The following is a 13,362-nucleotide window of genomic DNA, read 5'->3' as shown; positions in this document are numbered from 1 at the left end:
CGGTGTCCATCCGTTTGCACATCCCCAGGCGACCCACATGCAAACGACCATCGGCCAGACACACGAGGAAAACCGGCAGATCGCGGCCTGCCTGCGCGAGGCCGCGCAGTTGCTTGCCGACCAGGGCGCGAATCCTTATCGGGTTGCCGCCTACCGCGCATCGGCCGATACGATCGAATCACTCGCGGACGGCATTCGCACGCGGTTCGACGCGGGCGGCGTCGATGCGCTCGGCGCACTGCCGGAGGTCGGCACGGGCGTCGCGCAGGCGATCGCCGAACTTCTGGTGACCGGACGCTGGCGCCTGCTCGACCGGCTGCGTGGCGACGCGGAGCGCGCGTCCGCATTCGAAGCGGTGCCGGGCATCGGCCACGCGCTCGCCCTGCGGATCCACGATCAGTTGCACATCGATACGCTCGAGGATCTCGAACGCGCGGCCCGCAGCGGCCAGCTCGAAGCGATCCCGGGCGTCGGCCCGCGTCGCGCGGCAGGCATCCGCGCCGCGCTCGACGACGTGCTGAGCCGGCGCCGGCGCTGGCAAGGCCACGCGCGCGACGCCAGCCTCGGCGCCGAGCCGCCGGTCGAACTGCTGCTTTACATCGACCGCCTGTACCGCAACAAGGCCGCCGCCGGCATCCTGCCCACGCTCGTCTCACGTCGGCTGAACGCGGACGTGAGCATTCAGCCGCCCGTGATGCACATGACGAAAGGCGGCTGGCATTTCACCGCGCTGTGCCCGTATCCCGTGCGCCCGCAGGAGTCCGGTCGCACTGCGGACTGGGTCGCGCTCTACTTCTACGATGCGTTGCAATGCGAGAACCAGCGGACCGTCGTCACCGAAACGCTCGGCGCGCTCGTCGGCAAGCGCATCGTGCGCGGACGCGAGATGGAATGCCGCGTGTATTACGCCGGATGAGGCGCCCAGGACGCCAGCCGCCACGGTACGGCCGCAGCGCGACTCGCCCGAGCGCCCGCGCTTCGGCAAACCGGACGGCCTGACCTTTTACGCGCCTTCCGTCTTCATGCGGCGCGCCGGATGACGATGCGCCGCGATGCGCAGCAGCTTGCGGAACGACGGACACTCGAGATGACTCGGAGCCGGGCAGGCGGCCGCATGCCGCAACGCGTCGCGCACCGCGCCGAGACGTCGGATGGTGCGGTCGAGCTCGTCGGCCTTGTCGTCGAGCTTCGCGCGATCGATCACGGGCCGGCCGTCCGTGCCGACCATCGCGAGGATGTCGTCCAGCGAAAAACCGGCCTCGCGGCCGAGCGCGATCAGCGCAAGACGCTCCAGCACCGACTCGTCGTACTGGCGCCGCAGCCCATGACGGCCGTTCGGCACGATCAATCCCTTTTCCTCGTAGTAACGCAGCGTCGACGCGGGCAATCCCGAGCGGCGCGCGACTTCGGCGATATCCAGACGGCTCATGCTCGATCTCAAGTGAACTTGAAGTTGCAAGGTAATCGCTCGATTCCTTCGACACAAGCCTGGACCGCCATGAATTCGCCGAAACCGAATCATGTCCCGACAAGCCGCGTCGCCGCGACCACGACGACCTCACCCGATTGCGCGCCGCGCGTCCTGCTGGTCGGCGCGGGCGCGACACGCGTGACGGACCCGTGGGCGCTGCCGCGTCGCATGGCGTTCGGGCTGGCGGCGCCGGGTCGTTCACCGCCCATCGCGGTCATTCGCCGCCGCTGTCGATCAGGTTGTGGCGCACGCGGCCGAGCAGGCGCACGAGCGTGTCGCGCTCGTCGCGCGTGAAGCCGCGCAGCCCGTCGTCGGTGACGGTGTCGCCCACTTCCAGCATCTGCGGAAAGATGTCGCGCGACTTGTCGGTCAGCCGGATCACGAACGCGCGGCGATCATCGTCGTTCGCGATGCGTTCGATCCACCCGCAGCCTTCCATCCGGTCGAGCAGCCGCGTCAGCGAGATCGGCGTGATCTCGAGCCATTCCGCGAGCCGCGCCTGATTCATCTCGCCCTTCCACGTCAGGTACGCGAGCACGCGGCTTTGCGCGCGCGTCAGTCCGAGGCGCTTCGCGCGCCGGTCGAACAGGCGTCCTTGCAGGCGGGCCACGTCGGAAATCAGGTAGCCGATCCGGTTCTCGTAAGTCTTGTCCATGCGGCGATTATAGGGGCAGGCCGCGAATCGCCCGCGGCTCGGGCCAGGCGATGAGCACGAATATAATAAGCGTGCTTATAATTCGAGCCATACCGGATCGCCGCCCACGGCGACCGCCCCACGGAGACACTGCTTGAATCCCGCCGCCGACGCCCCCGCCTCGCCGCTCGCCCTCAACCGGCCGATGCTGACCCTGTCGATCATGCTCGCGACGCTGATCCAGACCCTCGACAGCACGATCGCGAACGTCGCGCTGCCGCACATGCAGGGCACGCTGTCCGCGTCGCAAGACGAAATCACCTGGGTTCTCACTTCCTATATCGTCGCCGCGGCGATCGCGACGCCGCTGACCGGCTGGCTCTCCGACCGCCTCAGCATGAAGCGGCTGCTGACGATCTCGATCGCGGGCTTCACGATCGCGTCCGCGTTGTGCGGGCTGTCCGAGTCGCTTGTGCAGATCGTCGGCGCGCGGCTGCTGCAGGGCGTGTTCGGCGCCGCGCTGGTGCCGCTGTCGCAGTCGATCCTGCTCGACATCAACCCACGCGAAAAACAGGGCCAGGCAATGGCGATCTGGGGGATGGGGGTGATGGTCGGCCCGATCCTCGGCCCGACGCTCGGCGGCTGGCTCACCGACAGCTACAACTGGCGCTGGGTGTTCTTCATCAACGTGCCGATCGGCGCGTTCGCGCTGGCCGGCGTGCTGACATTCCTGCCCGCTCGCGCGCCACGCCCGCACGTGAAATTCGACGCGTTCGGCTTCGCGACGCTCGCGCTCGCGATCGGCGCATTCCAGGCGATGCTCGACCGCGGCGAACAGCTCGACTGGTTCGGCTCGTACGAAATCCGCATCGAGGCGCTCGTCGCCGCACTGAGCTTCGCATTCTTCCTCGTGCATACCGCGACCGTCGGCAAGGCGTCGTTCTTCAAGTCGGAGCTGCTGCGCGACCCGAACTTCGCAACCGGCACGCTGTTCATCTTCGTCGTCGGCGCTGTGCTGTATGCGACGCGCGCGCTGTTGCCGCCGATGCTGCAGAACCTGATGGGCTATCCGGTCGCGACGACGGGCCTCGTCACCGCGCCGAGCGGCGCCGGCACGATGATCGCGATGCTGTTCGTCGGGCGCTTGTTGAAATACGTGGACGCGCGGGCATTGCTGTTCGCCGGGCTGGCGATTTCCGCGCTCGCGCTGTGGCAGATGATGCAGTACACGATCGTGCTGTCCGAGGCGGACATCGTGTGGCCCGGCGTGGTCCAGGGCTTCGGGCTGGGGCTCGTGTTCGTGCCGCTGAGCGCGCTGTCGTTCTCGACGCTGCAGCCGGAGCTGCGCGCGGACGGCACGGCCACCTACAGCCTGATGCGCAACATCGGCAGCAGTATCGGCATCTCGATCGTGCAGACGCTGATGACGCGCAACACGCAAGTCGCGCATGCCGACCTCGCGACCCACATCACGCCGTTCGACCCGGCCGTGCAGGCGATGGCCGGCAGTCACCTCGACATCGCGCTGCTCGACCGCACGATCAACCAGCAGGCCGCGATGATCGCCTACCTGAACGACTTCAAGCTGATGTTCGTGGCGACGCTGCTGATGATTCCGCTGTTGCTGCTGATCCGCCCGCCGCAGAAAACGGCGAGCGTGGACGTCGCACATGCGGCGATGGATTGACGATGCGACGGGCGCGTGCCCGCCGCGGGCCGCAACGTCAGGCCTTCATCGTCCCGGTGCGCACGTAGCGTTCGTGCCACGCCAGCGCCTCGGCGAGCAGGTGCGGCGTGTGCTTGCCGAAGCTCTCGCGCGACGCGCGCTCGAAGTAGTCCTCGAGCATCGGCCGGTAGTCGGGATGCGCGCAGGTCGCGATGATCTTGCGCGCACGCTGCTTCGGCGACAGGCCACGCAGGTCGGCGAGCCCCTGTTCGGTGACGACCACCGCGACGTCGTGCTCGGTATGGTCGACGTGGCTCGCCATCGGCACGATCCTCGAGATCGCGCCGCCCTTCGCGGTGCTGGCCGACATGAAGCACGACAGGTAGCCGTTGCGCGCGAAATCGCCCGAGCCGCCGATACCGTTCTGGATCTTCGTGCCCATCACGTGCGTCGAATTCACGTTGCCGTAGATGTCGGCTTCGATCATCCCGTTCATCGCGATGCAGCCGAGGCGGCGCACGAGTTCCGGGTGGTTGCTGATCTCCTGCGGGCGCAGCAGGATCTTTTCGCGGAACGTGGCGATCTCGTCGGCGAAGCGCTGCACGGCGGCCGGACTCAGCGACAGCGCCGTGGCCGACGCGAAGCTCAGCGTGCCGTCGTCGAGCAGGTCGAGCATGCCGTCCTGGATCACTTCGGTGTACGCGGTCAGGTTCGAGAAGCCGGCCGAGCTCAGTTCCGCGAGCACCGCGTTCGTGATGTTGCCGACGCCCGACTGCAGCGGCAGCAGGTTTTCCGGCAGGCGGCCGCGCTTCACTTCGTGACGCAGGAAGTCGATCAGTTGCAGCGCGATCTGCTTCGACGTGGCGTCCGGCGCGGAGAACGCGTTGCTGCGGTCCGGCGCGTCGGTCTCGACGATCGCGACGATCTTCTCAGCCGGGCAGCGCAGGTACGGCTCGCCGATCCGGTCATCGCTCTTCGTCAACGGAATCGGCTTGCGGTGCGGCGGCAGCGCGGTGCCGTAATAGACGTCGTGCATCCCGTCGAGACCGAGCGGCTGGCGCGAATTGACTTCCAGGATCACATGCTTCGCCTGCTCGAGCCACGTCTTGTTGTTGCCGATCGACGCGGACGGAATCAGCCGCCCGTCCTCGCGGATGCCCGCGACTTCGACGATCGCGACGTCGAGGTCGCCGTACAGCCCGAACCATGCGTATTGTGCGACGTGGCTCAGGTGGACGTCCTGGTAATCGACTTCACCGGCGTTGATCTTGTCGCGCAGCGTCGGGTCGGACTGGTACGGCAAGCGCATCGAGATGCCGTCGGTGCGGGCGAGCGCGCCGTCGAGTTCGGGCGCCGTCGATGCGCCCGTCAGCACGTTGATCCGGAAGTCCTCGCCGCGCGCGTGGGCCGCTTCGATGTGGGCGGCGAGCGCGGCGGGCACGGCCTTCGGGTAGCCCGAGCCGGTGAAGCCGCTCATGGCGACGGTCATGCCGGGACGAATCAGCGCGGCGGCTTCGTCGGCGGTGCGGACGAGGGAACGCAGCGCGGGAGCGAGGATGCGTGAAGAAGACATGGCTGTATATCTGACGCTTTTGGTCTGTCGTTGACGTCGCGGGGGGTGTCTCCTGAGCGACGCGAAGCCCTTGGGGCCGCGAGGGGCGGCCCGGCACCACGGGCACGGTCGGAGTATCGCAGAGGCCATCGCCGCGAAATGTCCGCCGGATGCAAAAGACACTTGCTGAATGCACCGGGTATCGAACGACAGTTCTGTGACAGCCGCGGCAGCCTCAAACGCATGCGTCCGAAAGGTGCGGGAAAGCTGACTGCCAGTTTTCCGCGTGAAAATTACGAACGGCTGACCGTCAATCGGCCCACAGATGCCCGGATTAACCGCATGAACGCGAAGAATCCGCACGCGATGGCCGATCGGCGATCGCCGCGGCCGATTGTCACCCGCCCCGGCTTTTGCGAGCCTGATGCACATCAATGCGTCGACACGCGCGAATCGCCGCCAGGCCCGCGTACAAGGCCCGTCCGCCCTTGACAGCCGCGTGCCGCGAACCACACTGGATCAGGTAAGGCCCGCCAGCGCGAACGCCGTTTCGCGCAGGCGGTTTGCAACCGGCCGATGCCCGGAATGCGCGGTAACACTCCCGTATGTCAGGACATTGGTCGAAGAAAAAGCAACAAATTACAATTCCGTATATATTTCGCCGATGGACCAAAGAAAAAACGCAACACGTTCCGAACCGCCCCTGCCACGCACCTGGGATGCGCGGCTCGCGCGCTCGCTCGTCCGACCGCTGATCGACACGCCCGTTACCCCGAATCACCTCACCACCCTTCGTCTGCTGATCGGCCTCGCCGGCGCCTGGTGCCTCGCGCAAGGCGGCTTTGGCTGGAGCAACGCCGGCGCATTCCTGATCGTGCTGTCGAACTTCGTCGACCACACCGACGGCGAACTCGCGCGCATCAGCGGCAAGTCCAGCAAGATCGGTCACTTTTACGACCTCGCGGCCGACGCGCTTGTGACGGTCGCGCTGTTTGTCAGCATGGGCGTCGGCATCGTCGCCCAGGGCGGCCAGATGGCCGCGTCGCCGGTGCTGCTTGGCGCGGTGGCCGGCGCGGCCGTCGCGCTGATCTTCTTCCTGCGCATGCGGATCGAATCGGTCGCCGGCAAGGCCGGCACCAAACAGGCGTTCGCCGGCGGCTTCGAGACGGAAGACGTGCTCTACCTGCTGCCGATCGTGACGCTCGTCGACGGCGTCCAGCCGTTCCTGCTCGCGGCATCGATCGGCGCCCCGCTGTTCGCCGCGTGGGTCGTGATCGACTGGTGGCGCATCGTTCGCCGGAGCGGCGTTGCGCATGAAAACGCCGGGCCGCCCGAAGTTTTCGTGTCCCCCTCGGCGGGCCTGGCGCGCAGCGACAGGTCCGGGGGCGCTCAAAGTTCAACCGAAATCCAGGCTTCCAAATGACTCCTAGCACGCGCGACGACTCCGTGCTGAGCCCGGCACGCCCCGCGCCTGTGCGCGCGGCAGCGGCCGATCCCGATCGCACCGTGGCAGACTGCGTCGGCCGTCTCGACCTCGACCGCCTGCACGGTGACTACACGCGCCAAGGGTCGTTCCTGTACCTCGACGCCTTCCTGCCGGCCGACGCGCACGCGAAGCTCGCGGCCGCCGCCCGCGCGATGCAGGCCGGCCTGAACCGCAATTACCTGCCCGGCCACAAGCAGGGCGGCAGCGTGAGCCGGCACACGATCGACGAACAGGCGCCATACATCGCCGAGCTGTACCGGTCGAAGGCGCTGATCGGCTTCCTCGAGAAGATCACCGGCGACAAGCTGATGCTGTCGCCGGACGACGATCCGCACGCGTACGCGCTGTACTACTACACGAAGCCGGGCGACCATATCGGCTGGCACTACGACACGTCGTACTACGACGGCCGCCGCTATACGCTGCTGATCGGCGTGATCGACGAGTCGTCGTGCCGGCTCGACTACGAGCTGCATACGCGCAATCCGGACGTGCCCGACGAACCGGGCTCCGTGCAGATCGCTGACGGCGGCATCGTGCTGTTCGACGGCGACAAGCTTCGCCATCGCGTCACGCCGCTCGGCCAGAACGAGACGCGCGTGTCGCTCACCTTCGAATACGTGACCAACCCCGGCATGCGGCCGTGGAAGCGCTTCATCTCGAACATGAAGGACGCGATCGCGTATTTCGGTTTCCGCCAGGTGTTCAAGCAGCTGGCCACGCGACGGTCGACCGGGTCATGACACGCGCCGGCCTGATCCTGCTGTCCCTCGGAACGGCACTGTTCGTCGCCCTGCTCGCGTGGCAGGGCGTCGGCGCGGTCGCGTCGACGTTTCTCGCGGCCGGCTGGGGCCTCGCGCTCGTCGCGGCATTCCACGTCGTACCGCTCGTGATCGACGCGCTGGCGATCTCGGCGATGTTTCGCCGCGGCCAGCCGGGCGCGGAGCTCGGCGACGCGCTGCGCGCGCGCTGGGTCGGGGAATCGGTGAACAGCCTGCTGCCCGCCGGGCAGATCGGCGGCCCGGTGCTGATGGTGCGTCACCTCGCGCAGCGCGGCACGCGGATGGCCGATGCAGCCGCCGCGGTCACCGTCAGCACGACGATGCAGGCGCTCGCCCAGATGGCTTTCGCGCTGATCGGCATCGCCACGTTCAGCCTGTATGCAACGCACGAGTCCGTCGCTCACCTGCGCACGCCGGCGCTGATCGCCACCGGCGTGCTCGGCGCCCTCGCCGTCGCGTTCTACGTGGCGCAGCGGCGCGGGCTGTTCGGTCGCGGGTTGCGTCTCGCGTCGAAGTTGCTCGGCCCGCGCGACTGGTCGTCGCTCGCGGCCCGCGCGGACGCGATCGACGACGCCGTCGGCGCGCTGTACCGTGATCGCGCGAAGGTCGCGAAGACCTTCGCGTTGAGCCTCGTCGGCTGGATCGTCGGCACCGCCGAAGTGTGGCTCGCGCTGCACTTCCTCGGGCACCCGGTCAGCTGGCTCGACGCGCTGCTGCTCGAAAGCGTCGGCCAGGCGATTCGCGGTGCGGCATTCGCGATTCCCGGCTCGCTCGGCGCCCAGGAAGGCGGTTACCTGTTGCTCGCCCCGCTGGTCGGCCTGCCGCCCGACGCGGCGCTCGCGCTATCGCTCGCGAAGCGCGCGCGCGAACTCGCGCTGGGCCTGCCGGGACTGCTCTATCTGCATTTCAGTGAAAGAAACTGGCAGCGGCGCCGCGCGCCGCAGCCCATCGCCGACTGATCGTTCAGATCCGCCGGCTTTTTGGTTGGAGAACCCATGCGAGCCATCATTCTTGCGGCAGGCCTCGGCTTGCGCCTGCAACAACCGCCCGAGGCGCAATTCCCGAAGTGCCTGCTGCGCTTCGACGACGTATCGCTGCTCGAACGCCATCTGCGCGTGCTCGACGCCGCGGGTGTCGATGAAATCGTGCTCGGGCTCGGCTTCCAGCACGAGAAGGTCGAGCAGGAGCTGAAGCGCCTCGGCCGCCGCGCCGAGATCGTGATCAACGAGCGCTACGACCTCGGCAGCGTGCTGACCGTGCACACCGTCGCCGATGCGATGACGCGCGGCGGCGACGTGCTGCTGATGGACGCGGACGTGCTGTACGACGAGAACATCCTGCACGCGCTGGTGGCCGATTCCGACAAGGCGGTCGACCGCCTGCTGATCGATCGCGACTTCGAGGCCGGCGACGAGCCCGTCAAGCTGTGCCTGAAGAACGGCGTGCCGGTCGAGCTGCGCAAGCAGCTCGCGGTCGACCTCGAGTACGACACGATCGGCGAGTCGGTCGGCTTCTTCCGCTTCACCGAAGGTACCGCGCGCCGCCTCGCGACGATCGTCGCGGGCTACGTCGACAGCGGCCGTGCGAACATGCCGCACGAGGAAGCCGTGCGCGACCTGCTGCTCGAAGGCGGCCATTCGTTCGACGTCGCCGACGTCACGGGCTCGCCGTGGATCGAGATCGACTTCCCGAACGACGTCGCCCGCGCCACGCAAGAAATTCTCCCCCTGATTCAACGCACGACCGCAGGAGCCGCACGATGAACGCACGCGAACCCAACTTCTCCGAATCGCGCAGCGCACGCCTGCGCCGCATGCTCGTCAGCAGCGACCTCGAATTCCTGATGGAAGCGCACAACGGCCTGTCGGCACGGATCGTCCGCGAAGCCGGCTTCAAGGGGATCTGGGCGTCGGGCCTCGCGATCTCCGCGCAGTTCGGCGTGCGCGACAACAACGAAGCGAGCTGGACGCAGGTCGTCGACGTGCTCGAGTTCATGGCCGACGCGAGCGACCTGCCGATCCTGCTCGACGGCGACACCGGCTACGGCAACTTCAACAACGTGCGCCGCCTCGTGAAGAAGCTCGAGCAGCGCGGCATCGCCGGCGTGTGCATCGAGGACAAGCAGTTCCCGAAGACGAACAGCTTCATCGACGGCGAGCGCCAGCCGCTCGCCGAGATCGACGAGTTCTGCGGCAAGATCAAGGCCGGCAAGGATTCGCAGAGCGATCCCGATTTCTCGATCGTCGCGCGCGTCGAAGCGCTGATCGCCGGTTGGGGAATGGATGAGGCGCTGCGCCGCGCAAACGCGTACGCGGAAGCCGGCGCCGACGCGATCCTGATTCACAGCAAGCTGTCGCGTCCGGACGAGATCCTGCAGTTCGCACGCGAATGGAGCGGCCGCGCGCCGCTCGTGATCGTGCCGACCAAGTACTACAGCACGCCGACCGACGTGTTCCGCCAGGCCGGCATCAGCACCGTGATCTGGGCGAACCACCTGATCCGCGCGTCGGCATCGGCAATGCAGTCCGTCGCACGCGAGATCCACGAAAACGAGACGCTGATCAACGTCGAGGATCGCGTCGCATCGGTCAACGAAATCTTCCGCCTGCAGGACGCCGACGAATACTCGGCAGCCGAGCGCATCTACCTGTCGTCATCGTCGCGCGCGTCGAACGCGGCGATCGTGCTCGCGGCCAGCCGCGGCAAGGGGCTGGAAGCCGTCACCGAGGACAAGCCCAAGGTCATGCTGCCGGTCGCCGGCAAGCCGCTCCTGCGCTGGCTCGTCGACGGCTTCAAGAAGCATGGCGTGAACGACATCACCGTGGTCGGCGGCTATCGCGCCGACGCGATCGACACGTCGGGCATCAAGCTCGTCGTCAACGAGCGCCATGCGCAAACGGGCGAACTCGCGTCGCTCGCATGCGCGGCCGAACGCCTGACCGGCGACACCGTGATCTCGTACGGCGACCTGCTGTTCCGCAGCTACATCCTGCGCGACCTCGCGGAGAGCGAAGCCGAGTTCAGCGTCGTCGTCGATTCGTCGCTCACCGAGACCAACCAGAGCGTGCGCGACTTCGCGCAGTGCTCGGCCGCTGACGACCGCGGCCTGTTCGGTCAGAAAACGTATCTGCAACGTGTATCGAGCGACGTCGCCGCAGGCACGCCGCACGGGCGCTGGATCGGTCTGCTGAACGTGCGCGGCGCGGGCGTCGACCGCCTGAAGGCGATGCTCGCGACGCTGCAGGCGCGGCCCGATTTCGACACGCTCGACATCCCGTCGCTGCTCAACGAACTGATCGCCGCCGGCGAGAAGATCGAGGTGCAGTACGTGCACGGCCACTGGCGTGGCGTGAACGATCTGGAAGACTTCCGCCGTGCGGGCGACTTCGCGCACGGCCAGACGCCGCTGTCCGAGCCGGGCGCCGGCAACGGGGGCGCGCAATGATCGAAGCGGCCCAGTTCGTCGAGGCCGCGCGCGAACGCGGCTTCGACTGGTATGCGGGCGTGCCCTGTTCGTACCTGACGCCGTTCATCAACTACGTGCTGCAGGATCCGACGCTGCATTACCTGTCGGCCGCGAATGAAGGCGACGCGGTCGCGTTGATCGCCGGCGCCACGCTCGGCGGCAAGCGCGGGATCGCGATGATGCAGAACTCGGGGCTCGGCAACGCGGTGAGCCCGCTCACCTCGCTGACCTGGACGTTCCGGCTGCCGCAGTTGCTGATCGTCACGTGGCGCGGTCAGCCGGGCGTGGCCGACGAGCCGCAGCACGCGCTGATGGGTCCGATCACGCCGGCGATGCTCGACACGATGGAGATCCCGTGGGAGACGTTCCCGACCGAGCCCGAACAGGTCGGCGCGGCGCTTGACCGCGCGATCGCGCACATGGACGCAACGGGCCGCCCGTACGCGCTCGTGATGCAGAAGGGCAGCGTCGCGCCGTATGAATTGAAGGCGAACCCGGCGGCGGCACCGCGCGCGCATGTCGCCGCGCAGTCGGCGGCACGCGCCGACGCATCCGCCGCGTGGCCGACCCGCCACGATGCGCTGCAGCGCGTGATCGCGCATACGCCGGTCGATTCGACCGTCGTGCTTGCATCGACCGGTTTCTGCGGCCGCGAACTCTATGCCATCGACGATCGCCCGAACCAGTTGTACATGGTCGGCTCAATGGGCTGCGTGACGCCGCTCGCGCTGGGTCTCGCGCTCGCGCGCCCCGACCTGCGCGTGGTGGCCGTCGACGGCGACGGCGCCGCGCTGATGCGCATGGGCGCGTTCGCGACGCTCGGCACCTACGGTCCGTCCAACCTCGTGCACGTGCTGCTCGACAACGGCGCACACGAATCGACCGGCGGGCAGGCGACCGTGTCACGGCATGTGTCGTTCGCCGGCGTCGCGGCCGCCTGCGGCTATGCGTCGGCCATCGAAGGCGACACGCTCGACGTGCTCGATGCGGCGCTCGACGCCGCGCATTCGGCAGACGGTACGCGCTTCGTGCGGCTTGCCATCCGCACGGGCGTGCCCGACGGCCTGCCCCGCCCGACCGTCACGCCGGTCGAGGTCAAGACCCGCCTGATGCGGCATATCGGCGCCGCACAGGCTGAAGCCCATGCTGAAGGAGTCCATTGATGCTGCTGCTGAACCCCGGCCCGGTAACGCTGACGGAACGCGTGCGCCGCAGCCTGCTGCAACCTGACCTGTGCCATCGCGAAAGCGAATTCTTCGATCTTCAGGATGAAGCGCGTGCGCGCCTCGTTGCCGCGTACGAGCTCGATCCGGCCGAATGGGCCGCCGTGCTGATGACCGGCTCGGGTACCGCCGCCGTCGAAAGCATGATCGCGGCGCTCGTGCCGCAGGACGGCAAACTGCTCGTGATCGAGAACGGCGTGTACGGCGAACGGATTACGCAGATTGCCACGCAGTACGGAATCGCGCATGACGTGCTCAAGCATGAGTGGATGCAGGCGCCCGATCTCGCGCAGATCGCCGCGCGTCTCGACGCGGGCGGTTATTCGCACGTCGCGGTGATTCATCACGAAACGACGACCGGCCGGCTGAACAACCTCGGTGCGATCGCGGACGTATGCCGCGCGCGCGGCGTCAAAATGCTCGTCGACGGCGTCAGCAGCTTCGGCGCCGAAGCGATCGACTTCGCCGGCGGCGTGATCGACGCGGTCGCGGCGACCGCGAACAAGTGTCTGCACGGCGTGCCCGGCGCCGCGTTCGTGATCGTGCGCCGCAGCGCACTCGCAAAGGCCGCGAGCCGCACCTACTACCTCGACCTCGGCCGTCTCGCGAAGCTGCAGGATCAGCGCAATACGCCGTTCACGCCATCCGTGCACGCGTATTACGCGCTCGTCGAGGCACTGCGCGAGTTCGATGAAGCCGGTGGCTGGCGAGCGCGCCATGCGCACTACAAGGCGCTCGCCGATCAGGCGCAGGCCGGCCTCGCGGCGCGCGGGATGCCGCTCGTGCTGCCCGAAGGCGCATCGTCGGTCGTGCTGCGCGCGTACCGGCTGCCGCAGGGCGTCACGTACGAGACGCTGCACGACGGCCTGAAGGCGCGCGGCTTCGTGATCTATGCGGGGCAAGGCGGGTTGTCGAAGGAACTGTTCCGCATCTCGACGATGGGCGCGATTGGTGCGGCCGACGTCGAGCGGCTGCTGGACGGTTTTACGGCACTGACGCGGTAAATACCCGCTTCCGGTCGACGAAAGGCCCGCATGAACTGTCCGATTCTCGGGGTTCAGTTCAGCAAGGGCCTTTTTCAT

General features: G+C 67.5%; 12 protein-coding genes. 9 read left to right on the top strand and 3 right to left on the bottom strand.

The window, feature by feature from the left end; translation table 11 throughout:
• Nucleotides 1–37 precede the first annotated feature (37 nt).
• On the top strand, nucleotides 38–916 hold the full coding sequence (locus WI26_RS19380) for a helix-hairpin-helix domain-containing protein (protein ID WP_069226858.1): 879 nt from the start codon (nucleotides 38–40) through the stop codon (nucleotides 914–916).
• An 87-nt stretch (nucleotides 917–1,003) separates the two neighbouring features.
• On the opposite strand, the gene WI26_RS19375 is transcribed toward WI26_RS19380, so the two are convergent.
• Both WI26_RS19375 and WI26_RS19370 read right to left on the bottom strand, forming a co-directional pair.
• A complete protein-coding gene (locus WI26_RS19375; protein WP_059466289.1) occupies nucleotides 1,004–1,429 on the bottom strand; it encodes a helix-turn-helix domain-containing protein in 426 nt (141 codons plus the stop codon).
• 256 nt (nucleotides 1,430–1,685) lie between these two features.
• The gene (locus WI26_RS19370) at nucleotides 1,686–2,126 is read right to left on the bottom strand and encodes a MarR family winged helix-turn-helix transcriptional regulator (protein ID WP_059466290.1); all 441 of its coding nucleotides are present in this window, start codon (nucleotides 2,124–2,126) and stop codon (nucleotides 1,686–1,688) included.
• Between the two features lie 133 nt (nucleotides 2,127–2,259).
• On the opposite strand from WI26_RS19370, the gene WI26_RS19365 reads away from it, so the two are divergent.
• Nucleotides 2,260–3,792 (top strand): DHA2 family efflux MFS transporter permease subunit, encoded by a 1,533-nt coding sequence (locus WI26_RS19365; protein WP_069226857.1) that lies wholly within the window; start codon nucleotides 2,260–2,262, stop codon nucleotides 3,790–3,792.
• 37 nt (nucleotides 3,793–3,829) lie between these two features.
• Here WI26_RS19365 and WI26_RS19360 read toward each other — a convergent pair whose 3' ends face one another.
• A complete protein-coding gene (locus WI26_RS19360) occupies nucleotides 3,830–5,344 on the bottom strand; it encodes an acetyl-CoA hydrolase/transferase family protein (protein WP_059466292.1) in 1,515 nt (504 codons plus the stop codon).
• Nucleotides 5,345–5,987: 643 nt separating this feature from the next.
• Here WI26_RS19360 and WI26_RS19355 point away from each other — a divergent pair.
• The 7 genes from WI26_RS19355 to WI26_RS19325 are packed head-to-tail and all read left to right on the top strand — an operon-like array spanning nucleotide 5,988 to nucleotide 13,284.
• The gene (locus WI26_RS19355) at nucleotides 5,988–6,746 is read left to right on the top strand and encodes a CDP-alcohol phosphatidyltransferase family protein (protein WP_069226856.1); all 759 of its coding nucleotides are present in this window, start codon (nucleotides 5,988–5,990) and stop codon (nucleotides 6,744–6,746) included.
• On the top strand, nucleotides 6,743–7,552 hold the full coding sequence (locus WI26_RS19350) for a 2OG-Fe(II) oxygenase (RefSeq protein ID WP_069226855.1): 810 nt from the start codon (nucleotides 6,743–6,745) through the stop codon (nucleotides 7,550–7,552). Before WI26_RS19355 ends, WI26_RS19350 begins: the two co-directional genes overlap by 4 nt.
• On the top strand, nucleotides 7,549–8,550 hold the full coding sequence (locus tag WI26_RS19345; protein ID WP_069226854.1) for an HpnL family protein: 1,002 nt from the start codon (nucleotides 7,549–7,551) through the stop codon (nucleotides 8,548–8,550). Before WI26_RS19350 ends, WI26_RS19345 begins: the two co-directional genes overlap by 4 nt.
• Before the next feature lie 36 nt (nucleotides 8,551–8,586).
• Nucleotides 8,587–9,354: an NTP transferase domain-containing protein gene (locus WI26_RS19340; protein WP_060188892.1), complete on the top strand. Its 768-nt coding sequence runs from the start codon at nucleotides 8,587–8,589 to the stop codon at nucleotides 9,352–9,354.
• Entirely contained in the window at nucleotides 9,351–11,036 is a 1,686-nt protein-coding gene (gene aepX / locus WI26_RS19335; protein WP_069226853.1) for a phosphoenolpyruvate mutase, read from the top strand. Before WI26_RS19340 ends, aepX begins: the two co-directional genes overlap by 4 nt.
• Nucleotides 11,033–12,220: a phosphonopyruvate decarboxylase gene (aepY, locus tag WI26_RS19330; RefSeq protein WP_069226852.1), complete on the top strand. Its 1,188-nt coding sequence runs from the start codon at nucleotides 11,033–11,035 to the stop codon at nucleotides 12,218–12,220. The genes aepX and aepY overlap by 4 nt, the downstream gene beginning before the upstream one ends.
• A complete protein-coding gene (locus WI26_RS19325; RefSeq protein WP_069226851.1) occupies nucleotides 12,220–13,284 on the top strand; it encodes a 2-aminoethylphosphonate aminotransferase in 1,065 nt (354 codons plus the stop codon). Before aepY ends, WI26_RS19325 begins: the two co-directional genes overlap by 1 nt.
• Nucleotides 13,285–13,362 lie beyond the last annotated feature (78 nt).

This window comes from Burkholderia diffusa (assembly GCF_001718315.1).
Taxonomy (GTDB): domain Bacteria; phylum Pseudomonadota; class Gammaproteobacteria; order Burkholderiales; family Burkholderiaceae; genus Burkholderia; species Burkholderia diffusa_B.
The sequence above is the reverse complement of the archived record's forward strand: the minus strand, read 5'-3'. Positions and strand labels throughout refer to the sequence as shown.